Source organism: Actinacidiphila alni (assembly GCF_900112845.1).
In the GTDB taxonomy this organism is placed as follows: domain Bacteria; phylum Actinomycetota; class Actinomycetes; order Streptomycetales; family Streptomycetaceae; genus Actinacidiphila; species Actinacidiphila alni.
In genome coordinates, this window is record NZ_FONG01000019.1 from 126,226 (window position 1) to 152,287 (window position 26,062).

The 26,062-nt window shown below is 74.0% G+C and carries 25 protein-coding genes and 1 pseudogene; 14 read left to right on the forward strand and 12 right to left on the reverse strand.

Annotation, left to right across the window (positions count from 1 at the left end; genetic code table 11):
- Positions 1-31 precede the first annotated feature (31 nt).
- The 3 genes from BM076_RS26960 to BM076_RS26970 are packed head-to-tail and all read right to left on the reverse strand — an operon-like array spanning position 32 to position 3,305.
- Positions 32-1,147 (reverse strand): threonine aldolase family protein, encoded by a 1,116-nt coding sequence (locus BM076_RS26960; protein WP_093716301.1) that lies wholly within the window; start codon positions 1,145-1,147, stop codon positions 32-34.
- Entirely contained in the window at positions 1,126-1,884 is a 759-nt protein-coding gene (locus BM076_RS26965) for an SDR family oxidoreductase (RefSeq protein ID WP_093716302.1), read from the reverse strand. The genes BM076_RS26960 and BM076_RS26965 overlap by 22 nt, the downstream gene beginning before the upstream one ends.
- Positions 1,885-1,907: 23 nt before the next feature.
- On the reverse strand, positions 1,908-3,305 hold the full coding sequence (locus BM076_RS26970; RefSeq protein WP_093716303.1) for a DUF6421 family protein: 1,398 nt from the start codon (positions 3,303-3,305) through the stop codon (positions 1,908-1,910).
- A 264-nt stretch (positions 3,306-3,569) separates the two neighbouring features.
- On the opposite strand from BM076_RS26970, the gene BM076_RS26975 reads away from it, so the two are divergent.
- The gene (locus BM076_RS26975) at positions 3,570-4,241 is read left to right on the forward strand and encodes a glycerophosphodiester phosphodiesterase (RefSeq protein ID WP_093716304.1); all 672 of its coding nucleotides are present in this window, start codon (positions 3,570-3,572) and stop codon (positions 4,239-4,241) included.
- 18 nt (positions 4,242-4,259) lie between these two features.
- Here the strand turns inward: BM076_RS26975 and BM076_RS26980 are convergent, their stop codons facing one another.
- Together BM076_RS26980 and BM076_RS26985 are read right to left on the reverse strand one after the other, a co-directional pair.
- Entirely contained in the window at positions 4,260-4,793 is a 534-nt protein-coding gene (locus tag BM076_RS26980) for a GNAT family N-acetyltransferase (RefSeq protein ID WP_093716356.1), read from the reverse strand.
- A 102-nt stretch (positions 4,794-4,895) separates the two neighbouring features.
- Positions 4,896-6,323, reverse strand: coding sequence for an aminotransferase-like domain-containing protein (locus BM076_RS26985; RefSeq protein ID WP_093716305.1), 1,428 nt, complete (start codon positions 6,321-6,323; stop codon positions 4,896-4,898).
- On the opposite strand from BM076_RS26985, the pseudogene BM076_RS26990 reads away from it, so the two are divergent.
- From BM076_RS26990 to BM076_RS27015, 6 genes and pseudogenes are all read left to right on the forward strand, one after another.
- Positions 6,322-7,221, forward strand: a pseudogene (locus BM076_RS26990) (DMT family transporter); the annotation flags it as partial. The gene BM076_RS26985 and the pseudogene BM076_RS26990 overlap by 2 nt on opposite strands.
- Positions 7,222-7,674: 453 nt before the next feature.
- Positions 7,675-8,274: a DUF5134 domain-containing protein gene (locus BM076_RS26995; RefSeq protein WP_093716307.1), complete on the forward strand. Its 600-nt coding sequence runs from the start codon at positions 7,675-7,677 to the stop codon at positions 8,272-8,274.
- A 165-nt stretch (positions 8,275-8,439) separates the two neighbouring features.
- Positions 8,440-9,378, forward strand: a complete 939-nt coding sequence (locus tag BM076_RS27000) for a M56 family metallopeptidase (RefSeq protein ID WP_093716308.1) — start codon at positions 8,440-8,442, stop codon at positions 9,376-9,378.
- A 128-nt stretch (positions 9,379-9,506) separates the two neighbouring features.
- Positions 9,507-10,181 carry an HAD family hydrolase gene (locus BM076_RS27005; RefSeq protein ID WP_093716357.1) on the forward strand — a complete coding sequence of 225 codons (675 nt, stop codon included), beginning with the start codon at positions 9,507-9,509 and terminating at the stop codon, positions 10,179-10,181.
- A gap of 207 nt (positions 10,182-10,388) precedes the next feature.
- Positions 10,389-11,048: a TetR/AcrR family transcriptional regulator gene (locus BM076_RS27010; RefSeq protein WP_093716309.1), complete on the forward strand. Its 660-nt coding sequence runs from the start codon at positions 10,389-10,391 to the stop codon at positions 11,046-11,048.
- Between the two features lie 147 nt (positions 11,049-11,195).
- A complete protein-coding gene (locus tag BM076_RS27015) occupies positions 11,196-12,590 on the forward strand; it encodes an FAD-dependent oxidoreductase (protein ID WP_093716358.1) in 1,395 nt (464 codons plus the stop codon).
- Between the two features lie 39 nt (positions 12,591-12,629).
- On the opposite strand, the gene sigJ is transcribed toward BM076_RS27015, so the two are convergent.
- The 4 genes from sigJ to BM076_RS27035 all read right to left on the reverse strand — a co-directional run bounded on the left by sigJ (position 12,630) and on the right by BM076_RS27035 (position 15,686).
- Entirely contained in the window at positions 12,630-13,805 is a 1,176-nt protein-coding gene (sigJ, locus tag BM076_RS27020) for an RNA polymerase sigma factor SigJ (RefSeq protein WP_093716310.1), read from the reverse strand.
- 17 nt (positions 13,806-13,822) lie between these two features.
- Positions 13,823-14,635 carry an SDR family oxidoreductase gene (locus BM076_RS27025; RefSeq protein ID WP_093716311.1) on the reverse strand — a complete coding sequence of 271 codons (813 nt, stop codon included), beginning with the start codon at positions 14,633-14,635 and terminating at the stop codon, positions 13,823-13,825.
- Positions 14,636-14,760: 125 nt separating this feature from the next.
- Positions 14,761-15,237, reverse strand: coding sequence for a hypothetical protein (locus tag BM076_RS27030; RefSeq protein WP_245796414.1), 477 nt, complete (start codon positions 15,235-15,237; stop codon positions 14,761-14,763).
- An 83-nt stretch (positions 15,238-15,320) separates the two neighbouring features.
- Positions 15,321-15,686, reverse strand: coding sequence for an ArsR/SmtB family transcription factor (locus BM076_RS27035; RefSeq protein WP_093716360.1), 366 nt, complete (start codon positions 15,684-15,686; stop codon positions 15,321-15,323).
- A gap of 150 nt (positions 15,687-15,836) precedes the next feature.
- Here BM076_RS27035 and BM076_RS27040 point away from each other — a divergent pair, with 150 nt between their 5' ends.
- The 6 genes from BM076_RS27040 to BM076_RS27065 all read left to right on the forward strand — a co-directional run bounded on the left by BM076_RS27040 (position 15,837) and on the right by BM076_RS27065 (position 21,842).
- A complete protein-coding gene (locus tag BM076_RS27040; protein WP_093716312.1) occupies positions 15,837-16,931 on the forward strand; it encodes an NADH:flavin oxidoreductase/NADH oxidase in 1,095 nt (364 codons plus the stop codon).
- 192 nt (positions 16,932-17,123) lie between these two features.
- Complete coding sequence (locus tag BM076_RS27045) at positions 17,124-18,236, forward strand: WD40/YVTN/BNR-like repeat-containing protein (protein WP_093716313.1); 1,113 nt, start codon at positions 17,124-17,126, stop codon at positions 18,234-18,236.
- 93 nt (positions 18,237-18,329) lie between these two features.
- A complete protein-coding gene (locus BM076_RS27050) occupies positions 18,330-19,007 on the forward strand; it encodes a uracil-DNA glycosylase (protein ID WP_093716314.1) in 678 nt (225 codons plus the stop codon).
- A gap of 26 nt (positions 19,008-19,033) precedes the next feature.
- Positions 19,034-19,873 (forward strand): phospholipid scramblase-related protein, encoded by an 840-nt coding sequence (locus tag BM076_RS27055; protein ID WP_093716315.1) that lies wholly within the window; start codon positions 19,034-19,036, stop codon positions 19,871-19,873.
- Positions 19,874-19,875: 2 nt separating this feature from the next.
- Positions 19,876-20,856: an N-acetylglucosamine kinase gene (locus BM076_RS27060; RefSeq protein WP_093716316.1), complete on the forward strand. Its 981-nt coding sequence runs from the start codon at positions 19,876-19,878 to the stop codon at positions 20,854-20,856.
- A 98-nt stretch (positions 20,857-20,954) separates the two neighbouring features.
- Entirely contained in the window at positions 20,955-21,842 is an 888-nt protein-coding gene (locus BM076_RS27065) for a sirohydrochlorin chelatase (RefSeq protein ID WP_093716317.1), read from the forward strand.
- A 110-nt stretch (positions 21,843-21,952) separates the two neighbouring features.
- Here the strand turns inward: BM076_RS27065 and BM076_RS27070 are convergent, their stop codons facing one another.
- Both BM076_RS27070 and BM076_RS27075 read right to left on the reverse strand, forming a co-directional pair.
- Positions 21,953-22,993, reverse strand: coding sequence for a lactonase family protein (locus BM076_RS27070; RefSeq protein ID WP_093716318.1), 1,041 nt, complete (start codon positions 22,991-22,993; stop codon positions 21,953-21,955).
- Between the two features lie 83 nt (positions 22,994-23,076).
- Positions 23,077-24,576, reverse strand: a complete 1,500-nt coding sequence (locus tag BM076_RS27075; protein WP_093716319.1) for an FUSC family protein — start codon at positions 24,574-24,576, stop codon at positions 23,077-23,079.
- A gap of 211 nt (positions 24,577-24,787) precedes the next feature.
- Here BM076_RS27075 and BM076_RS27080 point away from each other — a divergent pair, with 211 nt between their 5' ends.
- Positions 24,788-25,327, forward strand: coding sequence for an Lrp/AsnC family transcriptional regulator (locus BM076_RS27080; RefSeq protein ID WP_093716320.1), 540 nt, complete (start codon positions 24,788-24,790; stop codon positions 25,325-25,327).
- Positions 25,328-25,366: 39 nt separating this feature from the next.
- Here the strand turns inward: BM076_RS27080 and BM076_RS27085 are convergent, their stop codons facing one another.
- Complete coding sequence (locus tag BM076_RS27085; RefSeq protein ID WP_093716321.1) at positions 25,367-25,981, reverse strand: DJ-1/PfpI family protein; 615 nt, start codon at positions 25,979-25,981, stop codon at positions 25,367-25,369.
- Between the last annotated feature and the right edge of the window lie 81 nt (positions 25,982-26,062).

The following is a 26,062-nucleotide window of genomic DNA, read 5'->3' on the forward strand; positions in this document are numbered from 1 at the left end:
CATATTCATGCGGCCGTTCGGATCCGTCCCGTCAGCCGGCCGCGGGCCCGTGGTCATGGACCCGCATCTCCTCCTCCAGCGCCGCGGCGAAGGCGTCCACGTCAGCCTCCGTGGTGTCGAAGGAGCACATCCAGCGGACCTCGCCGGTCGACTCGTCCCAGAAGTAGAAGCGGTAGCGCTTCTGCAGCCGTTCGCTGACCTCGCGCGGCAGCAGCGCGAAGACGGCGTTGGACTGCACCGGCCGCAGCACGCTGACGCCCTCGACGCCGCGTACGGCGTGTTCCAGGCGGCGGGCCATGGCGTTGGCGTGCGAGGCGCCGCGCAGCCACAGGTCGCCGCTGAGCAGCGCCTCGAACTGCACCGAGACGAACCGCATCTTGGAGGCGAGCTGCATCGACAGCTTGCGCAGATAGTCGATCGCCCGCACCCGCTCCGGGCTGAGCACGACGACGCATTCGCCGAGCAGCAGACCGTTCTTGGTGCCGCCGAAGGACAGGATGTCGATACCCGCCTCGGTGGTGAAGCGGGCCAGCGGCACGTCAAGGCTCGCCGCCGCGTTGGCGATTCGCGCCCCGTCCAGGTGCACGGCCATGCCCAGTTGGTGGGCGTGGTCGCAGATCGCCTTGATCTCCTCGGGCGTGTAGCAGGTGCCCAGTTCCGTGGTCTGGGTGATCGAGACCACCTGCGGCTGCGCGCGGTGCTCGTCGTCGAAGCCGTACGCCTGCCGGTCGATCAGCTCGGGGGTGAGCTTGCCGTCCGGGGTCGGGACGGTGAGCAGCTTGAGGCCGCCCACCCGCTCGGGTGCGCCGCACTCGTCGACCTGGATGTGCGCGGACTCGGCGCAGATCACCGCGCCCCAGCGTTCGGTGACGGCCTGGAGTGCCGTCACATTGGCGCCGGTGCCGTTGAACACCGGGAAGACCTCGGCGCGCGGGCCGAAGTGGGCGCGGAAGACCTCCTGGAGGTGCGCGGTGTAGACGTCCGCGCCGTAGGCCGGCTGGTGGCCGCCGTTGGCGAGGGCGAGCGCGGTGAGGATCTCGGGGTGCACCCCGGCGTAATTGTCGCTGGCGAAGCCGCGCACCTGCGGGTCGTGCCGGCGTACGGCGTCGCTGGCGAGCTGTTCTGTCACGGTTGGGGCGTCAGCCACTGTCGCGTCCCGTTCACATCGTTGGGGCTCCGGTCCCAGACCTCCGCGATGGCGTCGGCCAGGTCGCGCACGTCGGTGAAGCCGGCGAATTTGGCGTTCGGGCGCTGGGCCCGCATCTCATCGTGCACCAGCGCCTTGATCACCAGGACGGTGGCCGCCGCGGTGGGGCCGTCGTCACCGCCGAGCTTGCGGAAGGAGTCGCCCAGCGCGAGCGTCCACGCCTCGGCGGCGGCCTTGGCGGCGGCGTACGCGGCGTTGCCCGCGGTCGGCGCCGTGGCACCGGACGCGCTGATCAGGACGTACCGGCCGCCGGGGCTGCGCATCAGGCCGTCGTGGAAGGCGAGCGAGGTGTGCTGCACGGTGCGGATCAGCAGCTTGTGCAGCACGTCCCAGTCGGCGAGGTCGGTCTCGGGGAAGGACGCGGAGCCGCGCCAGCCGCCCACGAGGTGCACCAGGCCGTCGACCCGGCCGTGGTCCTTCTCGATCCGGCCCGCCCAGTCCTGGCTGGCCTCCAGGTCGAGCAGGTCGACGATCTCGCCGGTGATGTCGGCGCCGCCCGCGTCGTACCGTGCCGCGTCCACGGCCTCGGCCAGCCGCTCCGGGTCGGCGTCCGCCGCGATCACATGGCCGCCCTCGCGGGCCAGCCGTTGCAGGACGGCGCGCCCCGCGGGGCCACCCGCTCCCGCCACGGCGATCACCGCCCCGTCGAGACCACCCGTATATGTGTCGGTCGTCATCTCCGCCTCCTCCGCAGCACCGGTCATGCGGCGCCCCGAAGCGAGCTGTCGCCGGTGATGCCCTTGGTCGAGGTGATCACCGTACGCAGCTTCTTCGCCAGGGCCTCATAGAACATGCTGAGCGGAAATTCGTCCGCCAGCACGTTGTCCACGAGTTTGCGCGGCGGCAGCGTCAGGTCAAGGGCCTCGGGGCCCTTGGCCCACACCGATCCCGGGTGCGGCGAGAGATAGGTCGCGACCAGGTCGTACGCGGCGAACCAGTGCACGAGCTTGGGGCGGTCGATGCCGTCCCGGTAGAGCGTCTCGATCTCGGCGCAGAGCTGGTTGGTGACCTGCGGCGCGCGCTCCCAGTCGATGTGCAGGGTGTTGTCGGTCCACCGCACGGCGTCGTGCTTGTGCAGGTAGGCGAAAAGCAGCTGGCCGCCGAGCCCGTCGTAGTTGCGGACCCGCTCACCGGTGACCGGGAAGCGGAAGAGCCGGTCGAAGAGGATCGCGTACTGCACGCCCAGGCCCATCGGGTGGCCCTCGGCCTGGAGCTTGACGGCCTCCTTGAAGGTCGTCAGGTCGCAGCGCAGCTCCTCCAGGCCGTACATCCAGAACGGCGCGCGCTGCTTGATCATGAACGGGTCGAACGGCAGGTCGCCGTGGCTGTGCGTGCGGTCGTGGATCATGTCCCAGAGCACGTACGTCTGCTGCGCCAGGTCCTGGTCGGCGATCAGCCGGGCCGCGTCCTCGGGCAGGTCGAGGCCGAGGGTGTCGACGGCGGCGGCGGTCACCGCGCGGAAGCGGGCGGCCTCGCGGTCGCAGAAGATCGCGCCCCACGTCCAGCGCTCGGGGGCCTCGCGGACGGCGACGGTCTCCGGGAAGAGCACGGCGGAGTTGGTGTCGTAGCCCGGGGTGAAGTCCTCGAAGGTGATCGGGACGAACAGCGGGTTGTCGTACCGTGTCCGCTCCAGTTCGGCCAGCCACTCGGGCCATACGACGCGCAGCGCGACGGCCTCCAGATTGCGGTCGGGATTGCCGTTCTGCGTGTACATCGGGAAGACGACCAGGTGCGGCAGGCCGTCGCGGCGGTCGGCCGCGGGCTGGAAGGCGAGCAGCGAGTCGAGGAAGTCGGGGACGCCGAAGCCCTCGTCGGACCAGCGGTTCAGGTCGGCGACCAGGGCGCGGTGGTAGGCGGCGTCGTGCGGGAGGAGCGCGGAGAGCTGCTCGACCGATTCGGTGACCCTGCGCAGGGTGCGCTCGGCGTCGTCGCGGCTGGGCGCGCCGTCCGCCTCGAAATCGATGGAGCCGTCCTTCCGCTGCCAGGGCCTGATGGCTTCGACGGCCTGCTTCAGCACCGCCCACGCCGGGTGGCCGACGACGCTCACGCCGGACGTACCGCCGTTGTCCGCCGCCTTCGGCGAAAGAACTTCGCTCATGACCCCTCCTCCACGAAAGAAAATGTCGTGCCGCCACCGTATCCATGACTTTGGTGCCGCATCAAGGGGAGTCTGCGCAGATTGTCCTGCGTGAAGCCTGACAGGCCGCCGTTTTTCCTGTCGGCATCCGGGATGGCTCATGAAAAGTTGCGGATGCGGCTGTGGGCGGGGCCTGCTGGAGGCGCCGGAAGGGCTCTGACACGCGGCACCTGGACGTCACGGCGTGTTCGGCCCGCCGTCGCCGGGTCTCGCTAGGGTGCCGGTATGAGCTTCCTCACTGTCGGTCACCGCGGGGTCATGGGCGTCGAGCCGGAGAACACCCTGCGTTCCTTCCGCCGCGCCGAGCAGGCGGGTCTGGACCAGATCGAACTCGACCTGCACCTCAGCAAGGACGGCGCGCTGATCGTGATGCACGACCCGTCGGTCGACCGCACCACCGACGGCAGCGGGCTGATCCGCGACCTCACCCTGGACGAGATCCGGGGCTTGGACGCCGGGCTCGGCGAGCGCGTGCCGGTCTTCGAGGACGTGCTGGAAGCGGTCGGCCGGCCCATTCAGGCCGAGATCAAGGATGTGGCCGCGGCCCGGGTGCTGGCCGAGGCGCTGCGGACGCACGGCGCGACCGGCCGGGTCAGCGTGCTCTCCTTCCACGACGAGGCGCTCGCGGAGATCCACGCGCTGCTGCCGGACGTCCGCACGGTGCTGGTCGCCAGCGACCTCGGGCCGGAGATCGTCACCCGCGCCAAGGCGGTCGGTGCCCGGCTGGTCAGCCTGGAGCTGCGGCAGCTGAATCTGGACGTCGTCGAGCGCTGCCAGGCCGCGGGCATCGCCGTCATGGCCTGGGCCGTCAACTCCGCGCAGGACTGGGCGCTGGCCCGCGCCCTCGGCCTGGACGGCGCGGCGACCGACCTGCCGGAGGAACCGCCCGCGGCGTGACGCGACGCGGGGACCGGGTCAGACCAGCTTCTTCGTCAGCAGCTCGAACTCCAGGTCGTCCCTCGTCGGCAGCCCGAAGCGCTCCTCGCCGTACGGGAAGGGGCTGGTCTGTCCGGTGCGCTGGTAGCCGCGGCGCACGTACCAGGCGATCAGGTCCTCGCGGACCGAGATCACCGTCATGTGCAGCTCGGCGACGTCCCACTCGTCGCGCGCGAAACGCTCGGCCTCGGCGAGGACCAGCCGGCCGAGCCCGGCCCCCTGGAGCGCGGGCCGTACCGCGAACATCCCGAAGTACGCGTGGTCGCCGCGGTGTTCGAGCTGGCAGCACGCCACGGTCTCGCCCCCGGACTCCACCACCGTCAGCCGACTGTCCGCTCCCTCGATGACCGCGAGCACTCCCTCGGCATCGGTGCGCTGCCCCTCCAGGATGTCCGCCTCGGTGGTCCACCCCTCCCGGCTCGCGGCCCCCCGATAGGCGGACTCGATGAGCCCCACAAGCACGGGCACATCGTCGGGCGTGGCGGCACGGAAACTGGGCGCGGCGGTATCCATGCGCCCAAGGCTAACCCGGGGCTCCGACACCGCTCACCGGTCCCGGAGGACTCCCCCGGCCGGGCGCCAAACGCCTCCCGATGTGCGGCGGTTCAGGCCGGTTCAGGCGGCCGGAGAAGTCTCGTCGAGGGCGCGGGACAGGCGTTGGACGCCTTCGGTGATTTCGGACGGGCCTGTGGTGTAGGCGAAGGTGACGCGCAGGTGGGGGGCGGGGGGTTCCGCGGGGAAGTACGGGCGGCCGGGGGCCACGGCGACGCCGGCGCGGAGGGCGGCGCCGGTCAGGGCGGTTTCGTCGGTGCCGTCGGGCAGGCGGAGCCACAGGTGGTAGCCGCCGGTCGGTACCGGGTCGGGCGCGAGGGCGGGAAGCCGGTGCCGGATCGCGGCGAGCATGGCGTCGCGCCGTTCGCGCAGCCCGGCGGCGACGGCCCGCAGATGGCGCGGCCAGGCGGGGGCGCCGACGAGTTCGAGGGTGGCCTCCTGGAGCGGCCGCGGCACGAAGAAACTGTCGACCACCTGGATCGCGCGCAGCCGCTCCATCACCGGGCCGCGGGCGATGAGAGCGCCGACCCGCAGGCTGGGCGAGGTCGGCTTGGTCAGGGACGCGACATGGACGACCGTGCCGTACGGGTCCTCCGCGACCAGGGTCGGCGGCAGGTCGTCGCCGTGGCCGAGCCGCCGCGCGAAGTCGTCCTCGATGACGAAGGCGCCCGCCGCGTGCGCGATGTCCAGCACCTGGCGGCGGCGTCCGGCGGCGAGCACGGTGCCGGTCGGATTCTGGAAGAGCGGCTGGCAGAGGAAGACGCGGGCGCCGCTGGCGTCGAAGGCGTCGGCGAGGAGTTCGGGACGGACGCCGCCGGAGTCCACGGGGACGGGGACGGGCCGCAGTCCGGCGGCGCGGGCGACGGCGAGCGCGCCCGGATAGGTCGGTGATTCGACGAGGACGGCGGAGCCTGGCGCGGCCAGGGCGCGCAGTGCGGTGGTCAGTGCCGCCTGGCCACCGGAGGTGATCAGCACCTGCGCGGGACCGACGCCTGCCGCCCGGCCGAACCAGCCGCGCAGGGCGGTGAGCCCTTCGAGCGGCGGCCGTTCCCACGCGCCGGGCCTGCGGGCGGCGCGCGCTAGGGCGGCGCCCAGTGCCTGTTCCGGCTGCATGTCGGGATGCAGATAGCCGCCGTTGAACGCGATGACGCCCGGCGGCGGCCCGGCCAGGCAGGCCAGCACCCCGGAGGCGTCCACCACGCGGGGCGCCGCGTCTGCGTCCTCGGCGGTGAGCGCCACCTGCTGCCAGGAGGTGTCGACGGTGGCGGCGGGCGGTGCGGCCCCGTCGGCCCGGAAGGTGCCGGCGCCCGGCCGGGTGACGACGAGTCCCTGGGCGGCGAGCGCGGCCAGCGCCCTGGAGACAGTGACCGGGCTGACCCCGAACCGTTCCACGAGCGCCCGGCTGGACGGCAGCTTCTCACCCGGAGAGAAGCGCTTCAGCTCCCCGCGCAGGGATTCTGCCAGCGCACCGGCACTGCTATCGTCATTCATGACAGATAAGAATAGCGCTATCGCGCCCACCCGGATAGCGGTCGGCGGCACCGCACTCGCCGGTACCGCACTCGCCGCCCTCGGAGTGGCCGCCTTCTCCCTCACCTTCCCCTCCACCCACTGGGCGCTGACCGGCTTCGGCGCCTGGTCGACGGTGACGGTCAGGGCCGTCCTGGCCACCGCGGTCGCCGGGGCGTTCCTGGCGGCCGGCCGGGCACGGTTCCCCGAACGCGAGCACTGGGCGGGCATCGCCGTGGTCGCCTGCGGCGTCGTCATCGGCTTCCCGCTGCTCACCACGCTCGCGCTGCGCAGCACCGACACCTCGCACGCCGCCGTCGTGGTCGGCGCGCTCCCGCTGTGCACGGCGGTGCTCGCGGCGCTGCGCACCGGCGCGCGGCCGTCGCGTACGTTCTGGGCCGCGGCGGTCGCGGGCGCGGCCGTGGTCACCGCCTTCTCGCTGGGCGAGAGCGGTGGCGCGCCGACCGCGGGGGACGGACTGCTCTTCGCCTCGCTGCTGGTCTGCGCGGCCGGTTACGTGGAGGGCGGACGGCTGGCCGCGGTGCTGCCCGGCTGGCAGGTGATCGGCTGGGCCCTGGTCGCCGTCCTGCCGCTGACGCTGCCCGCCGCGGCCGTGTCCCTGTGCCTGGAGCCGGTACGGCTGACCGGGGAGTCGGTCGGCGGTCTGGTGTGGGTCGCGGTGGTCTCGCAATTCCTCGGCATGGTGGTCTGGTACCGCGGCATGGCGGCGATCGGCGTGGCCAGGGCCAGCCAGCTGCAACTCGCGCAGCCCGTCCTGACCTTGGTGTGGTCGGCCGCGCTGCTCGGCGAGCACCTGGGCCGCGCGACGCTCCCGGCGGCGCTCGCCGTCCTGGTGTGCGTGGCCGTCACCCAGCGGTCGGGGTCGGGCGCCCGGCGGCCGGGAACGCCGGTGACCGGCTCCTCGGCCACCGCCTGCGTGCCGCGGCGCGCGCGGCCGGAAACCGGAACGCCCGCGCCCGCGCGTACGGCGCCCCTGTCCCCCGCCGGACCGCGGGTGCCCGCCCGTACGGCACCCGCCGAAGCACCCGCGTCCACGCAGACGAAGACCCCCTCCGAGGCATTGCCGCCCGCCGGACCGCACGGAAGAGTGGCGGACGACGGTCCGCGACGGCGCGCGCCGCGGTGACACGCTCCCCCGGTCACCCCGATGCGCTCGGGTGTGCGCCCTCCGGCACGGGCAGGTCTCTAGGGACCGCTGATCGGCCGGCGCGCCGGCCCACCGGTGGACCCGGCCGGTATCCGGCGGTGCGGTCACCACGAGGGGCGGGCCCCGGCGCGTCGCGCCGGGACCGAGGGGAAGGGGGAGGACGGCATGCACGGACCACCGCTGGTGGCCTGGTCGCTCGTGACGCTGAGCACCGTCGCCGCCGTGGCGTGCCTGCTGCGCCGCGAGGCGGCACGTGACGAGGCGCTGATGGGCGCCGGGATGGCGGTGATGGCCGTGCCGATGTCCGTCCTCGACCCGCGCCCCTGGGGTACGCCGCTGCTCCCGGTCGTCTTCGCCGTGGTCTTCGCGCTGGCCGGCGTCCGGGCGCTGCTGCTGGTCCGGCGGCCGGGACACCATCTGCACCACTGCGTGTGCTCGGCCGCGATGGTCTACATGGCCGTGGCGATGGGCGGCGCGGCGTCGGCGCACGGCGGCCACGCCGGGCACATGGCGCATTCCGGCGCGGGCCTCCCGCTGCTCACGGGCGCGCTGCTGCTGTATTTCGCCGGTTACGTGCTGCGCGCCGGCACCACCCTGGTCGCGGCTCCCGCGCACGCGCACGGCGCGGCGTCCGGCCCGCTGATATCCGCGGGGCCCTCCGTGGCGGGGCCGGCCCGCGTGCCGCTGCGGCACGCGCCGGAAGTCGCCGTGGCCTGCCGGGTGTCCATGGCGCTGGGCATGTTCGCGATGCTGCTCACGCTGTGACGGCCGGGCCGCCGCACCCGTCCCCGGAAACAGGCGCGGAACCGACGCGCGGGGCGGCCCTCACAGACCCGGCCGCCACTGTGACGGCCCCGTTCCTGTGAGTGATGCGTCACATCGGGTCGTGCTCCGTACCGGGCACCCGCCGCGCCTCCTAGGGTGATCACCATGACGGTCCCGTTCGTGCTGCTGATTCTCGGCGCACTTGCGGCGGCGACGGCGCCGCGTCTGCTGTCCCGTGCCAAGTGGCCGGAACGCGAACCGGTGCTGGCCCTGTGGGTCTGGCAGTGTGTGGTCGCCGCCGTACTGCTGTGCTGCGTGCTCGCCATGGCACTGTCCGCGTCCGCCGCCTGGACGGCGGTCCGCGGCAATCTCTTCGCCTTCGCCCCGAGCGGTGTCGTCGACGCCTACGCGCTGCCGGAGTACGGGCGCTGGGCCGGCGTCCTGGCCGTCGTGCTCGCCCTCGGCGGGGTGTGGACGGCGGCGATGCTCACCCGCGAGGTGCGCGGCACCCGGGCCCGGCGCAGGCAGCGCCGCGCGGAGCTGCGCGAGCGCGCGCCGCGGCTGCCCGGTGAGGCCGTCACGCCCGGCGAGCGCCTGGTGGTGCTGGAGGACGCGCGGTCCGACGCCTGGTGGCTGTCGGGCGCCGAGCCCCAACTGGTCATCACCACGGCCGCGCTGAGCCGTCTGAAGGGCCGCCAGCTCGACGCCGTACTGGCGCACGAGCAGGGCCACGTACGGGCCCGGCACGACGTACTGCTGCACTGCTCGGGAGCGCTGGCCGGCGGATTCCCGCAGGTGCCGGTCTTCGCCGCCTTCCGCGACCAGGTGCACCACCTGGTGGAGCTGGCCGCGGACGACACCGCCTCCCGCCGCTTCGGACGGCTGACCACCGCACTCGCGCTGGTCGAACTGAACGAGGAACGCGGTGTCTTCGGGCCCTGCCCGACGCCGCTCGCGGTGCTGCCCGGCCGGGTCAACCGGCTGCTCGACCCGTCGCCCCGGCTGCCGCTGGCCCGCCGGGTGCGGATGACGGCCTTCGCCCTGATGGTCCCCGCGGTGCCGCTGCTGATCGCCTTCGGCCCCGGCCTCGGCGCGCTGACCTGAACGGCGACGGGCGGGCGACGCGGGAGGACGGGCGGCCGTCCGGCGCGACGGGCGGACTTCACGAGCAGCGGGACAGGGACACGGTGACCGGTGCGGCGGACGCGGGAGCACAGACGGTCAAGGGCGTCATGTTCGACTTCTCCGGCACCCTGATGCGGGTCGAGCCCGCCGAGACCTGGCTGCGCGCCGCGCTCACCGCCGAGGGCGTCCGGGCCACCGACGAGGACATCGCGGCGTACGCGCGGCGATTGGAAGCGGCCGGCGCACTGCCGGGCAGCACCCAGCCCGACCCCGTACCACCGCACGTGGCGCCTCTGTGGGCCCGCCGTGACAACAGCGCCGCCGAGTACCGCGCGGCCTACCTCGGCCTGTCCCGTACGGTCGCGCTGCCCTGGGACGTGCACGACGCGCTGCACGACCGGCACCTGGTGCCCGAGGCGTGGCAGCCGTATCCCGACACCGAACGGGTGCTGGGGGCGCTGCGCGAGCGGGGTGTGCCGGTGGCGGTCGTGAGCAACATCGGCTGGGATCTGCGGCCGGTCTTCCGGGCGCACGGACTGGACGGCCTGGTGGACGTCTTCGTGCTGAGTTACGAACTCGGCACGGGGAAGCCCGATCCCCTGCTGTTCCGCACCGCCTGCGAGGCGCTCGGGCTGCCGCCCGGGGAGGTCGCGATGGTGGGCGACAATCGGGTCGCCGACGGCGCCGCCGCCGCGCTGGGCTGCCCGCTGCTGCTGGTGGACCATCTGCCGGTCGCGTCCCGGCCCGACGCGCTGCTCGGCGTGCTGGACCTGATCGGCTGATGCGCCGTCCCGCACCCCTCGGGCTCGTCCGCGTACCGGACCGGGACGGGGTCGTGGGGGTGACAAGCGCTTTCCGGATCGACGCCGTGCCCGGCGATCCCCCGCGTCGCCGGGCACGGCGCCATCCCCCGTTTCCCGGACGCGCCAGAGGCGCGCCGGGACGCGCTGAGTATATTGGCTCGCAGCCAGTCAACGCAGGAGTAAATCATGTCCCCTCGGAGCGCATCGGTCAATGAAGCCATGCGTCGGCGTTCCCGGGAGCGGCTGCTGCAGGCGACGGTGGAACTCGTCGAGGAACGCGGCTACGAGGCCACCACGCTCGCGGACATCACGCGACGGGCGGGCACGGCACGCGGCCTGGTCTCGTACTACTTCGCGGGTAAGCGCGAACTGTTGCAGTCCGCCGTGCACCGGCTGATGCACATGGAGCTGGCCGCCGCGCTGGAGCGCGAACCGCGCACGGACAACGCCCAGGAGCGGCTGGCACGGGCCATCGACGGGATCCTCGGGCTCACCCAGCGGCACACCACCTTGATGCGCACGCACATGGCGTCGATCCTCCAGGCGGAGGGCTTCATCCAGTGTCCCGAGCAGCAGAGGCTGGCCTCGCTGCTCGGCGGCACGATGGCGGACTGGCTCGCCGCCGTGGAGCCGGAGGACTTCGAGGACGCCGAGCAGGAGTACCGGCTGCTGCGCGCGCTGCTGATGGGCGCGACCGTGGCGCTGCTGCTGCCCGGCGCACCGATGCCGCTGGCGCGGCTGCGCGCCGAACTCTTCGAGCGCTACGGCCTGGAGTGGTCGGCGGGCGATCCGCCGGCCGACGACGGGATCGGCCCGACGACGGCGAGCCGTCGGACCGCCCGCTGAGGCAGGCGGCCCGCAGTGCCGGGCGGTCCGTGAGGGCGTCGCCCTGACGTACGGACGCGGTGCCCGCGCCGACCGGCGGGTGCAGCGCCCTGCCGCCGCGGGCCTCGCGGGCGCATGCTGGTGGTACCCGCCGAAGGGAGCACCGCCGTGCTACGCGTCGCAGTCGTCGGTTCGGGTCCGAGCGGTGTCTACACCGCCGAAGCGCTCACTCGTCAGACGTCGGTACCGGATGTCACGGTTGACGTGCTCGACCGGCTGCCGTGCCCGTACGGCCTGGTGCGGTACGGCGTCGCGCCCGACCACGAGAAGATCAAGTCCCTCCAGGGCAGCCTGCGCAAGGTGCTGGAGGACCCGCGGGTCCGCTTCCTGGGCAATGTCGCCGTCGGGCCGCCGCCGCTGACCCCGCGGCGGCTGCTCGGGCTCTACCACGCGGTGGTCTACTGCGTGGGCGCCGCGGCCGACCGCAGGCTCGGCGTACCGGGCGAGGAGCTGCCCGGCAGCTTCTCCGCGACCCGTTTCGTGTCCTGGTACAGCGCGCATCCCGACGAGCCGCCGGACGGTTTCGCGCTCGGTGCCCGGGCCGCCGTGGTGATCGGGGTGGGCAATGTCGCGGTCGACGTGGCGCGGGTGCTGGCCCGCAGCGCGGCCGACCTGAGCGGCACCGATGTGCCGCGGGCCGCCCTGCGGGCGCTCGCCGACAGCCGGGTCACCGACATCCACATGGTGGGGCGGCGCGGGCCCTCGCAGGCGAAGTTCACCACCAAGGAGCTGCGCGAGCTGGGCGCGCTGTCCGGCACCGATGTGCTGGTGGACGAGGACGAGCTGGCGCTCGACCCCGGCTACGCCGACCCCTCGGGGCTGCCGTCGGCCGCCCGCCGCAATGTGGAGGTGCTGCGGGCGTGGGCCGCCCGTCCGCCCGCGGGCCATGCGCGCAGGCTCCATCTGCGGTTCTTCCTGCGCCCGTTGGAGCTGGCCGCCGACGGCGCGGGGCGGGTACGCGCCGTGCGCTTCGCCCGTACCGGCCCCGACGGGCGAGGTGGTGTGACCGACACCGGCGGCGTCGAGGAGATTCCCGCCGGGCTCGTCCTGCGCTCGGTCGGCTACCAGGGGGTGGCGCTGCCCGGTCTGCCCTTCGACGCGCGCGGCACCGTGGTGCCCAACGCCGGCGGCCGGGTGCTGCGGGACGGCCGACCCTCCCCCGGCGAATACGTGGCGGGCTGGATCAAGCGCGGTCCGACCGGCGTCATCGGCACCAACAGGCCGTGCGCGAAGGAGACCGCGGCGGCGCTGATCGCCGACGCCCCGGCGCTGCTCACCCGCGCGCTGCCCGCGGACCGGCTCACCGGCGCGCTCCTCGACCCGCTGACGGTGCTGCGGGCGGCCGGGCTGCGGCCGGTCCCGTGGCAGGGCTGGCTGGCGATCGAGACCGCCGAGGCGGCATGGGGCCGCTCTCTGGGGCGGGGCACCGTCAAACTCCCCCAGTGGGACGAATTGCTGACGGCTGCGGGTGCCGCGCCGCCGCCCCCGGACCGGGCGGGCTGACCGGGCGCGGCACCCAACGGCCCCGTTCCGCAGCCCTCTTCACCGACCGTCCCGCGGTTCCATCCCTTCGTCGGTCAGCGCTGCCACATCCGTGGGCAGCTTGTCGGGGGTCAGCACGAGATCGACGCGGACGATCCGGTGGTCGTCGCCGAAGGTCAGCGAGATCGCCGCGATCAGCCGCTGCCCGGGCGGCCCGGCGGTCGCGGTCCCTTCGCCGCCCTGTCCGGAGGAGGGTTCCGAGGTACGCCGTTGCGCAACGGGCCGCACGGAATCCGGCGGCCCGGCATTCGGCGGCACGACGTTCGGCGGCGCGGAGTCCGGCGGCGCGGCGAGGACGACGAGGCCGGGCGCGCCGTTGACGGTGGTGGCCACCAGCCGCTGCCCCGCGTCCATCCGGGACGCGGTGCCCAGGAGGAAGCGGCCCACCCGATCGGCGCCGTGTACGGGTTTACGGGCGGCCGTCACCAGACCGCCGCCGTCGCTGGTGAGGGTGACCCGCGGGTCGAGCACCGCCGTGAGCGCGGCGAGATCTCCCTCGCCCGCCGCCCGCGCGAAGGCGGCCACCGCGGCTTCGTGCTCGTGCGCGTCGACCACTGTCCGCGGGGCACCGTCCGCGATGTGCTTGCGGGCCCGCGCCGCGAGCTGCCTGACGGCCGCCGTACTGCGCCCGACCACCCGTCCCACGTCGGTGAACTCCACGCCGAACAGGTCGTGCAGCACCCACGCGGTGCGCTCGGCCGGACTCAGCGTCTCCAGGACGACCAGGAGCGCGAAGCTGACCGACTCGTCCAGGGTGACGCGGTCGGCGGGGTCCGCGGGCGAGGCGGCCCACCCGAGCACGGGCTCGGGCAGCCAGGGGCCGACATAGGTCTCGCGGCGCGCCCGGGCCGAGCGCAGCGTGTCCACCGCGCGCCGGGCGACGGCGACCGTCGCCCAGGCGTCCACGTCCCGGACGGGCTCGCGGGCGTGCGCCTCGGCCAGCCGCAGCCAGCAGTCGGAGACCACGTCCTCGGCCTCGGCATGGCTGCCGAGCACCGCGTACGCGAGCCGGATCAGGCGGGGTCGGGCGCGGGCGTAGGCGGCGGCGAGTTCGACGGCTCCGGGGTACGCCGCGCCGCCGTCGCCGGTCTCGGTCCGGTCCGCGCCGTCCGCGCCACCCTCGGGCCCGGTCACGCCGTCCGCTTCCCCGCTCGTCCCGTCCGCGTCGTCCCTCATCCGGTCCGCGTCCTCCCTCACGCCCGGCCGTGCCCCGGCGCCGGGCGGGCCGCCGCGCCGTCCGCCGTCCCGAGCCCGTCACGGCCCGGGCCGACCTCGGCCGCCAGCCATTCGTCGAAGGTCTGGGTGCCGCGCGGGCCGGCGCCCTCGGGCAGCAGCCCTCCGGCGGCCATTTCGCTGCCCGCCGCGCCGGGCAGCCGCACGGGAAGCACGAGGCGGCGCCTGCCCGCGGCCCGCAGATAGCGCCTGGCCTGGTCGACGAGCAGCTCGTCCCTGGGGCCCGCCAGCTCGGGCGCCATGCCCGCGGGAGGCGCCTCGGCCAGGCGTACCAGGGCCTGCGCGACCTCGGCCACGGCGACCGGCCGGCAGAGCATCCGCGGCACCACCGCGACCGGCCCCGGCACCTGCCCGAGCGTCTGCGGGGTGAATTCGTGGAACTGGGTGGCGCGCAGCACGGTCCACGGCACCGAGCCGGCCCGTACCAACTCCTCCTGGCGGCGCTTGCCCTCGTAGTAGCCGAAGTCGACCTTGTCGATGCCGACGATCGACAGCGCCACATGGTGGCCGACGCCGGCCCGTTCCTCCGCGGCCAGCAGATTGCGCCCGGCGGCGTCGAAGAACGCCCTGGACTTCTTGCGGCCGGTCGTCGTCACATTGCTGGCGTCGATCACGGCGTCGACGCCCTTGAGCAGGTCGTCGAGGCCGTCACCGGTCACCAGATCCGCCCCGGCCGACCGCGCCAGCACGACCGGTTCGTGCCCCGCGGCCGTCAGGGCCGTCACCAGCCGTCGCCCGGTCGTCCCTGTTCCGCCCGCCACCGCCACTCGCATGGGTCCAGCATCCCTTCGCCGCGTATCGGCCGCGCCCTGCGGCGGCCGCCGGTGTCTGACGGGACAGCCGCCCGATACGTGACATCCGTCCGGGCGGCGCGGGTCACGGTCGCCGGGACGGCGGACTACCGGCGGCCGGGCCGCGTGCCCGGCAGCATCAGCAGGACGGCGCCCGCCACGACGAACGCGCCGAGCGAGAGCACGTTCAGCGGCCGGTCGGAGCCGCTGTACATGTCCAGGTGCCGCAGGTGGTAGATCAGGTGCGGCACGCTGAACACCAGCCACACCACCCCGGTCAGCCGGACGGTGTACGTGTCGGCGGTCCGTCGCGCGGCGCCCGCGCTCTGCGCCGCGAGCGCCAGATAGAGCGCGCCGACGTCCCTGGACAGGTGCTCGTTGTACGGCCCGAGCACCGGCAGCCAGTGCCGCCCGAGACCGGGGAAGGAGCCGTACCAGGACGTCGGCATGAAGGCCGCCCACATGCCGACGTAGAGCGCCGTCAGGGCCAGCAGGAGCAGCAGGGCGCGGCCGTACGGGAACGGTGTCCGGCCGCTGTCGCCCGGCCCGTCGGCCGCGCGCGCGTCACTTTTCGTGCTGTTCATACCGGCTTGACGAGACCGCGGCCCGGCGCGTGACATCGGCCCCGCCGGTCGGCCGTCGGCGGTCGGCGGTCACCCGCCGCCGGTCAGCCGCCGAGGCGGACGGCCTGGCGCTCGGCGGCGTCCAGGACGCGGTCGAGCAGACCGGGGAAGAGCGCTTCGAGGTCGGCGCGGCGCAGCGCGTTCATCTTGGAGGTGCCGCGGTAGATCTGGCTGATGACGCCCGCCTCACGCAGCACCCGGAAGTGGTGGGTCGTGGTGGACTTGCTGACCGGCAGCGGCACCTCGGAGCAGGCGACCTCGGTCGCCGCGGCGGCCAGATTGCGCACGACGATCAGCCGCATGGGGTCGGACAGCGCGTGCAGCACCTCTTCCAGCCGGATCTCCGCGGTCGCGGGGTGCGGCAGGTCGCGCGCGGCCGACGGTACGGAGGCCGGGGTCGGGAGGGTCATGAACGCCATATTACGAGACCTCTCGTAGTTTGACACCTGCCGTACTACGGTGTCTATCGTAGAAACCGTAACGGCGGTGCGCGGTGGCCGGCCCGCTCGGGTGGAGTGCCGCGACGGAGTGCCCACAAGCCAGACAACGAGGAGAGTGCCGTGAGCGCACTGTTCGAGCCCTTCACCCTGCGGTCGCTGACCATTCCCAACCGGGCCTGGATGGCACCGATGTGCCAGTACTCGGCCGCCACCGAGGGCCCCGACGAGGGTGCGCCCGGCGACTGGCACTTCGCGCACTACGCCTCCCGGGCCGTCGGCGGCGCGGGACTGATCCTCATGGAGGCCACCGCGGTCAGCCCCGAGGGCCGGATCAGCCCCGCCGACCTCGGGATCTGGAACGACCACCAGGTGGCGGCCTTCCGCCGGATCACCCGCTTCCTCAAGGACCACGGCACCGTGCCCGGGATCCAGCTCGGTCACGCGGGGCGCAAGGCGTCGGTCGACCGGCCGTGGGCGGGCGGCGTCGCGCTGGGCGAGGACGAGCTGGGCTGGCAGCCGGTGGGGCCGAGCCCGGTGGCCTTCGCCGAGCAGTACAAAGTGCCGACCGAGCTGTCCGTGGCCGAGATCGGCGAGATCGTCGGACAGTTCGTGGCCGGGGCCCGGCGGGCGCTCGACGCGGGCTTCGAGGTCGTCGAACTGCACGGCGCGCACGGCTATCTGATCGGCGAATTCCTGTCGCCGCACAGCAATCACCGCACCGACGGATACGGCGGCAGCTTCGAGAACCGGATCCGCTTCGCGCTGGAGACCGTGGACGCGGTGCGCGAGGTCTGGCCGCAGGAGCTGCCGCTGTTCTTCCGCATCTCGGCCACGGACTGGCTGGAGCGCGACGGCTGGACCGCCGACGAGACGGTGCGCTTCGCCAAGGAACTCCTCGTCCGCGGCGTCGATCTGCTCGACGTCTCGACCGGCGGGAACGCGGCCGGGGTACGGATCCCGCTCGGCCCCGGCTATCAGGTGCCGTTCGCCGCGCGGGTGAAGGCCGAGACCGAGCTGCCCGTGGCGGCCGTCGGCGAGATCACCCACCCGCGGCAGGCCGAGACGATCCTCTCCACCGGCCAGGCCGACGCCGTTCTGCTCGGCCGCGAGCTGCTGCGCTCGCCGAGCTGGCCGCTGCACGCGGCCCGCGAGCTGGGCGTCCAGGTGCCGGTGCCGCAGCAGTACGGGCGGGCCTTCGCCCGGCCCGCCGTCTGACCCGTACGACTCCTCGCCCTCGCCCGTCGTCCGGCGCCCGGCGCCCGGCGCCCGGCGTCGGCGGGCGTGCGCACCGCGCGATCCGCGACACGGCCGTTCCCGCAGCGGAGCGGCCGTTGTCAGTGGCCGGGTGCAGACTCTGTGATGCAGGTCTCATCCGTCATTCCGGAGGCACAGCGGAGGTCGAGCGCCATGGACGACGTACTGCTCGCGGTGGGCACACAGAAGGGGCTGTTCCTGGGCAGACGTCAGCCCGCGAGCGGCGGCTCCGGCGGTCGGCGCTGGGAGTTCACCGGACCGCACTTCCCGATGCAGGCGGTGTACTCGGTCGGCATCGACACCCGGCGGGACGTGCCGCGGCTGCTGGTCGGCGCGGACAGCTCGCACTGGGGCCCGTCGGTCTTCCGCTCGGACGACCTCGGCGGGAGCTGGCACGAGCCGCCCAGACCCGCGGTCCGCTTCCCCGAGGACACCGGCACCTCGCTGGAGCGGGTGTGGCAGCTGCACCCGGCGGGACCGGCCGCGCCCGGCGTGGTCTACGCGGGTACCCAGCCCGGCGCCCTGTTCCGCTCCGAGGACGACGGCGAGACCTTCACCCTGGTGCGCAGCCTCTGGGACCACCCGCAGCGCCCGGAGTGGGAGGCCGGCTTCGGCGGCCAGGCCGTGCACACCGTGGTGACCCACCCCGAGGACGCGGACACGGTCACCGTCGCGGTCTCCACCGGTGGCGTCTACCGCTCCCGGGACGGCGGCGCGAGCTGGGCGCCGGCCAACGCCGGTGTGCAGGCGACCTTCCTGCCCGAGGAGCAGCGCTTCCCCGAATTCGGCCAGTGCGTGCACAAGATCGCCCAGGACGCCGCCGATCCGGACCGGCTCTATCTGCAGAATCACGGCGGGGTCTACCGCTCCGACGACAGCGGCGCCCGCTGGACCGGCATCGGCGGCGGCCTGCCCGCCGACTTCGGCTTCGCCGTCGCCGCCCACAAGCACCGCGGGGACGTGGCGTACGTCTTCCCGCTCAGCGCGGATGCCCACCGGATGCCGCCCGACTACCGCTGCCGGGTCTTCCGCACCGAGGACGCGGGCGCGTCGTGGTCGCCGCTGTCCGAGGGCCTGCCCGACGCCCCGTCGTACGGCGTGGTGCTGCGGGACGCGATGTGCACCGACGACGCGGAGCCGGGCGGGGTGTATTTCGGCAATCGCAACGGCGAGGTGTACGCCAGCGCGGACCAGGGCGATTCCTGGCGGCTCGCGGTCTCGCACCTGCCCGACGTGCTGTGCGTACGGGCGGCCGTCGTGGGGTGACGGCACGGCGCGCGGCGGTCCGCGGCTCCGCGACGGCCGCCGGGGCCGATCCCCGTCCGCGGCACCGCCGTTGAGCCAGTAGAGTGACGGACCGTGACAGCGCGACCATTGAACGAGATCGTCGAGGCGGGCTGGGCGAAGGCGCTCGAACCCGTGGCGGACCGGATCGCGGCGATGGGGGACTTCCTCCGGGCCGAAATCGCCGCGGGGCGTACGTACCTGCCGTCGGGACCGAACGTCCTGCGCGCCTTCCAGCAGCCCTTCGACGACGTACGGGTGCTGATCGTCGGGCAGGACCCGTATCCGACGCCCGGGCACGCGGTGGGCCTCAGCTTCTCCGTCGCGCCCGACGTCCGGCCGCTGCCCGGCAGCCTGGAGAACATCTACCGCGAGCTGCACAGCGACCTCGGGCTGCCCCGGCCGTCCAATGGCGACCTCACCCCGTGGACCCGGCAGGGTGTGCTGCTGCTCAACAGGGCGCTGACCACCGCGCCCCGGCGTCCCGCCGCGCACCGTGGCAAGGGCTGGGAGGAGGTCACCGAGCAGGCGATCAGGGCGCTCGCCGCCCGCGGCCGGCCGCTGGTGTCCATCCTGTGGGGCCGTGACGCGCGCAATCTGCGGCCGCTGCTCGGCCAGTTGCCGGCGATCGAGTCCTCGCATCCCTCGCCGATGTCTGCCGACCGCGGCTTCTTCGGCTCGCGGCCGTTCAGCCGCGCCAACGACCTGCTGGTCCGGCAAGGTGCACAGCCGGTGGACTGGCAGCTCCCATGAGCGGGGCATGACGGTACTCTGCCCGGGTGACGACGCATTCGAATACTCCGGCGGGCTGGTACGCCGACCCGCAAGGCAAGCCGAACCTGCTCCGCTACTGGGACGGCACCCAGTGGACCGAGCACACGAACCCCGGCCAGGTGCCGCAGCAGCAACAGCAGGGCGGCAGCGCCTGGGAGCTGAACGTCAGCGGCGCCCCGGACCCGTCCAAGGTGCAGCGCCAGGTGCAGCAGCAGGCGGGAGTGTCGCCGACCGGCTTCGGCGGCGGCACCCTGTTCACCGAGCCGGTCCTGGTGGTGAACCAGAAGGCCAAGCTGATCGAACTGGTCAATGAGTACAGCGTCTTCGACCAGAACGGCCAGACGCTCGGCTCGGTCGTCGAGGTCGGACAGAGCACCGCGAAGAAGGTGCTGCGCTTCGTCTCCAGCGTGGACCAGTTCCTGACCCACAAGCTGGAGGTCAGGGACGCGCACGGGCAGCCGCAGCTGGTGCTCACGCGGCCCGCGAAGTTCATCAAGTCCAAGGTGGTCGTGGAGCGCGCCAACGGCGAGCCGCTCGGCGAGATCGTGCAGCAGAACGCCTTCGGCAAGATCAAGTTCGGGTTCATGTACAACGGCCAGCAGATCGGCGCCATCAAGGCCGAGAACTGGCGGGCCTGGAACTTCGCGATCGTGGACCACACCGAGACCGAGATCGGCCGGATCACCAAGACCTGGGAAGGTCTCGCGAAGACGATGTTCACCACGGCGGACAACTACGTCCTGCAGATCCACCGGCCGCTGGCGGACCCGCTGCTGAGCATGGTCGTCGCCTCGGCCCTCACCGTGGACACCGCGCTCAAGCAGGACTCGCGCGGGCTCGGCTGACGGTGCCGGAGACCGCCGACTGGGTGCTCGGGATCGACTCCGGCGGCTCCGGCGTCCGGGTGGCCGTGGCCCGCTCCGACGGCACGGAGGCGTCGGAGCCCGCGGTCTCGGCCCGGCCCGCCGTGGTCGGCGAGCACGGCATCGACGCCGCGAGCATGCTCGACCGGGTGCTGCCGCTGGCGGACGGCCTGCTGCGTACCGTCGGAGCCGGCACCCTGGCCGCCGCATGCGTCGGCGCGGCCGGGATGGCCTCGCTCGGGGCGGATCTGCGGGCCGTGCTGCCGGGCGCACTCGCGGACGCCTTCGGCGTGCGGTCGCTGGCACTGGCCGGCGACGCGGTGACGGCGTACGCGGGCGCGCTGGGTCTGCGGCCGGGCGTCGTCGTGGCCGCGGGCACCGGCATGATCGCGCTCGGCACGGCGGCGGACGACCGGGGCTGGCTGCGCGCGGACGGCTGGGGCCATCTGCTGGGCGACGCGGGCGGCGGCGCGTGGATCGGCCGGGCGGGTCTGGACGCCGCGCTGCGCGCGTACGACGGCCGGGCCGGCGGTTCGGCCGCGCTGCGCGCCCGCGCCGAGGACCGCTTCGGCCCGCTGGACACGCTGCCCGCCCAGCTCTACCCGCGGCCCGACCGGCCCGCGGTGCTGGCGTCGTTCGCCCCCGAGGTGGCGGCCTGCGCCGCGCGGCGGGACGAGGTCGCGGTCGGCATCCTGCGTGCCGCGGCCGAGCACATCCTGGAGGCGGCCGCCGCGGTACGGCCGGGCCCCGGGCCGGTCGACGTGGCGCTCACCGGCGGGCTGTTCAAGATGGGCGAGCCGCTGCTCGGCCCGGTGCGGGAGCGGGCAGGGCGGCTGCTGCCGGGGGCCAGGCTGGTCCCGGCGGCCGGCGATCCGCTGGACGGCGCGCTGCTGATCGCGGGCGCGCTGCGGCGCGACGCGTTGCCGCTTCCGGCGGATCCGGCACTGCTCAGACTCGTTCGATGACCGAACGTGACCGGTGAAACGGACAGATCGGGACAGGTCTGACCGGCCTTCGACCCACCCGAACATCCGGGCGCCTCAAGGCGTTAGCATGCGTCGCCATGAGCACTGCCACAGGGCCCGCCTCCGGCCTTCCCGTCCGAATGCCGCGTCCGCGCCAGCCGGGACGTCACCGCCGACCGGAGGCGCTGGCCGCGCCCGAGGGCGCGCCGGTGCTGGTCCTCGCCGTTCCCGGCAACCCCACCTCCGCCGCGCTCAGCCTGGCCGAGGAAGTGGTGAGCATCGCCCGCTCGGAGCTGTCGGGCCTCGACCCCCGGATCGGCTTCGTCGACGGTGACGACGCGGAGGACACCGAATTCCCGGCGCTGCGCGGTGTCCTGGACGCCGTCGCCGACGAGCGGTCCGGTGAGGACACCGCGGCCGTCGTCGTCCCGCTGCTGGCCGGGCCCGAGGCGTCGGTGCTGCGCAGGATCCGGCAGGCCATCGCCGACAGCAAGGCGCAGGTGGAGCTGACCGATGTGCTCGGTCCGCACCCGCTGCTCGCCGAGGCGCTGCACGTACGGCTGTCCGAGGCGGGTCTGGCGCGCGCCGACCGGGCCCGGCTGTTCACGGTGGCGACCGCCGCCGACGGCATCATCCTGGCGACAGTCGGCGGCGAGGAGGCGGCGCAGGCCGCGGGCGTCACGGGCCTGCTGCTGGCCGCGCGGCTCGCCGTACCGGTGCTGGCCGCAGCGCTCGACGAGGACGGCGCCATCGCGCGGGCCGCGGAGCAGCTGCGCACCTCCGGCTCCGGCCGGCTCGCGCTCGCGCCGTGCCTGATCGGCCCGGAGATCGCGCCGCAGTTGCTGCACACCGCGGCCGCCGAGGCCGGCTGCTCGGGCGCCGACGCGCTCGGCCCGTATCCGGCGGTCGGCAAGCTCGTCGTCACGCATTACGCGGGGGCGCTGGGCATGGCGATGCAGCAGCAGGAGAGCGCGCCCTCCAACTGAGCGGCACGCACGGCACACAGGCGAACGGCGCGGGTGGGCGGTCCTGACCAGGACCGCCCACCCGCGCCGTTCGTCGCTGCGGGAATCGTCGTTCCCGGATAAGGCTCGCCTCAGCCGAAGAGCACGCAGGACACGGCGGGCAGCTCCAGCGATCCGGCCTGCTTGGGGATGCCGGTCGCGGTGTCGACGTCGAACCAGGTCACGTCGCCGGAGCGCTCGTTGGCCGCGTAGAGCCGGGTGCCGGAGGGGTCGAGGGTCAGATGGCGCGGCCAGTCGCCGCCGCAGCTGACGGTGTCGACGAGTTCGAGCCGCTCGCCGGTCTCGTCGAGGGCGAGCACCGCGATGCTGTTGTGCCCGCGGTTGGCGGCCCAGGCGAACCGCCCGTCGTGCGAGAGCACCAGTTCCGAGGGGTAGTTGACGCCCTCGGCGCCCTCGGGCAGCACCCGGACTTCGGCGAGCGGGCGCAGGCTGCCGATGGCGGCGTCCCAGCGGCAGACGGTGACCACGGAGTCCAGTTCGTTCATCACATAGGCGTGGCCGCCGGCCGGGTGGAAGGTGAGGTGACGCGGGCCGATGCCGGAGCGCAGGCCCAGCTCCCGCTCGATCTCCAGCTCGCCGCTGTCGGCGTCCAGTTCGCAGACCCGTACCGAGTCGGTGCCGAGGTCGACGCTGACCGCCCAGCGCCCGCTCGGGTCGGTGAGGACCGCGTGGGCGTGCGGGCCGGTCTGCCGGTCCCGGTCGGGGCCGTCGCCCTCGTGCTCGAGCACCGAGCGCAGTCCGCCGAGCGCGCCGTCCTCGGCGAGCGCCAGCACGCTGACGCTGCCGGGCTCCGCGTAGTTGGCGGTGAGCAGGTGCCCGTGGTGGACGGCGAGGTGGGTGGGTGAGCCGCCGCGCACCGGTACGGGGGCGCCGAGCAGTTTGGGCGCGGCCGGGTCGGCGAGCGAGAAGGCGGCGGCGGTGCCCTCCGGTTCGGTCTCACCGACGGCGTAGAGGGTCCGGCCGTCGTCGGACAGGGCGAGGAAGGACGGATTGTCCACGTCGGCGTTGTCGCCGAGCGCGGTGAGCGCTCCCGTGTCCGGGTCGACGGCGGCCGTGGTGAGCCCGCGCCCACCCGCCGAAGTGAACGACCCGATGTAAACGTGCCCGGCCACTGCCGTACCTCTTCCGCCTGATGTCTGTACGGCGGCTGAGATTAGTACCTGGCGGCGGCCACGTCGCCCCCGGGGCCCACCGGTCAGGCGGCGAGCGGGGCCCGCGGGTCGGCGTGCAGCGGGGCGGCGAGGTCGGCGAGCGCGGTTTCCAGCACCCGCAGATGGCCGAGCGCCCGCTCGGTGTGCGGGTGTGCCGCGCTGTCCGGGACGGCCTCGGGTTCCGGCCGCGGCTGCTCCGCGCCGGGGGCGACGAGGCGGTGCACCGCGTCCTCGACGCGGCGGCAGGCCGCCGTCAGCCGTTCGTCGTGGCCCGCTTCCGGATGGGCGACGACCTCGGCGAGGCCGCGGATCTGGTGGGCGCAGGCGTCGAGCAGCCGCAGCACGTGCCCGGCCCGCTCCCGGCGGGCCCGCAGCGGGCTCAGCGGATGCACCAGCGGTGCCACCGACGCCCGTACCCGGCCGAGTACGAGGTCGAGTTCGGCGGCGCGCACGGCCAGGTCGGCGCCGTCGTCCCCGGCCGGGTGCCGGGCGGCCCGCGCGGTGAAGTCCCGTACGGATTCCAGCGCGCGCTGGATCCACGCGTCGGTGGCGGCGTGGGTGGTGACCGGCAGCACCAGCAGCACCGCGAGTGCCGCCCACAGCGCGCCCGCGCCGGTCTCCTCCAGGCGCAGCACGAGCAGCGCGGGGTGCAGCACTCCAAGCAGTCCGTAGAGCGTTCCGGCCATGACCGTGACGAAGAAGGTCATCCAGGAGTACGAGACGGGCGCGCTGTAGAAGATGCCGAAGACGCAGAGCGCGACCAGGAGGGCGGACGGCACGGGGGCGCCGTGCAGCGGCAGCGCCAGGGCGAATCCGGCCACGATGCCGGTCGCGGTGCCGAGTACCCGGCGAAAACCCCGCACGAGCGTCTCGCCGCGCGACGCGGTGTTGACGAAGATCCACCAGGAGGTGGCGACGGCCCAGTACCAGCGGTCCTGGGACAGTGCCTGGCCGACGGCGAGGGCGCCCGCGGCGGCGGTCGCGGCCTGCACCGCCTGCCGGGTGGTCGGCCTGCGCAGCCCCGGCGGCTGGGCGAGGGCGACGGTGGGCGCGGGCGCGGCGCCGCGTTCGTAGCACCACACGCCGAAGCGGATCAGCGCGGCGACGGCCAGGCACAGGCCGATCGCCGCGTACAGCTGCGGCAGATCGGCGGGGACGGCGTGCAGGAACTGGGCGATGAAGAACATCATGAAGGCGAAGACGCCCAGCGCGTGGCCGCGGGCGCCCCACCGCCGGGCGTAGACGCCGGCGAGGACGACCGCGACGAAGGCGGCGTCCCGGGCGAGCGGGTAGGGGTGCAGGAAGGCCGCGGCGGTGAGCACCGGCAGTCCCGTGACGGGCAGCAGGAGCGTGGTGACCGCCTGCCCGCCGACCCGGGCGTCGGCGACGACGAAGAAGGCGAGCAGCGCGGCGAGGCCGCCGCCGCACATCGCGGGCAGCGGAAATCCGGCCAGGCCGGCGGCGGCCACGGCGAACGCGATGCCGAGGACGGCGCGGGTGGCGTGGCGCAGCCGCGCCCGCCCCGGATCCGGTGCGACGAACATCCTCTTCACCTGTGCGGTCCCACCCCTGTTCGCGGTCGGTGCCCGGCGGCGGTCGGCGCCGGGCATGGCAAAGGCGTTGCGGAGGACCGCAACGCCATCGTCACCACCAGGAAAGCACCCGGGCGGGCAGTGGCTCAAACCGGTCGCCTGGGACTGTGCCATTGGTACGGTGGAGGAGTCCTGCCAGCGACCACGAGGAGGCCAGTGGCCCATGGCCGTCGACGCGCTCGACACCCGGATCCTCCGGCTGCTGCTGGAGCAGCCGCGCACGAGTGTCCGTGAATACGCCCGGCTCCTCGGCGTGGCCCGCGGCACCCTCCAGGCGCGGCTCGACCGGCTGGAGCGGGACGGGGTGATCACCGTGGCGGGGCCGCGGGTCTCCCCCGCCGCGCTGGGCCACCCGGTGCTGGCCTTCGTGCGGATCGAGGTGACGCAGGGGCGGCTCGACGACGTCGGCGAGGCGCTGGCGGCCGTCCCCGAGATCATCGAGGCCCTGTCGATCACCGGCGGCGGCGATCTGCTCACCCGCGTCGCGGCCCGCGACAACGCCCATCTCGAGGACGTCATCCAGCGGCTGATCCAGCTGCCGGGCGTGGTCCGCACCCGTACCGAGATCGCGCTGCGCGAGCGGGTGCCGTACCGGGTGCTGCCGCTGGTGGAGGCGGTCGGCCGCAGTGCGGCGGCGCGCCGCCCGGAGCGGCCGGGAGGGCGAACCGGCGATGCGGGCGGCGGTAAGCGGGCCGCCGGATAGGCCGCGACGGTCAGCGGGACGCCGGGGAGTTCTCGGCCGTCAGCGGGCCGCCAGGTAGTCCTTGGCCGCCTGCGACGCCTTGGCGACCGAGCCGGAGTCGAACGGCGGCTGCGGGTCGTACTCGATGACGAGCTGGAACGCCTCGGCGGCGGTGCGGCCCGCGATCAGCTCCGCGAGCCGCAGTGCCATGTCGATCCCGGACGAGACGCCCGCCGAGGTGATGATCCTGCCCTGCTCGACGACCCGCCGCGGGGTGTACGTGGCGCCGTACGACTCCAGTTCGCGCACGGCGCTCCAGTGGGTGGTGGCCGCCAGGCCGTCCAGCAGGCCCGCGGCGCCGAGCAGCAGCGATCCGGTGCAGACCGAGGTCGTCCAGGTGGTGGTGGCGTGGATCCGGCGGAGCCAGGCCAGCAGTTCCTCGTTGGCCACGTTCTGCCGGGCGCCGCGTCCGCCGGGGACGACCAGGACGTCGGCGCTGTCGACGTCGGTGAGCGCGGCGTCCACGGCGACGGTGAGGGCGGCGCCGTCGGGGACCGGCCCCGGCCGCTGCGCGGCGAAGACGACCTCGGCGTCGGGGAGCATCTTCAGGACCTCGTAGGGGCCGATGGCGTCCAGCGAGGTGAAGGCGTCGAAGAGCGGGATCACGATGCGCATGGCGGCGGCCTTTCGGTGGGCGTTGCGTGGGCGGGGCGGGCGTTGCGTGGGCGGATGGGACGGTGCGGTTGGGGCGGTACA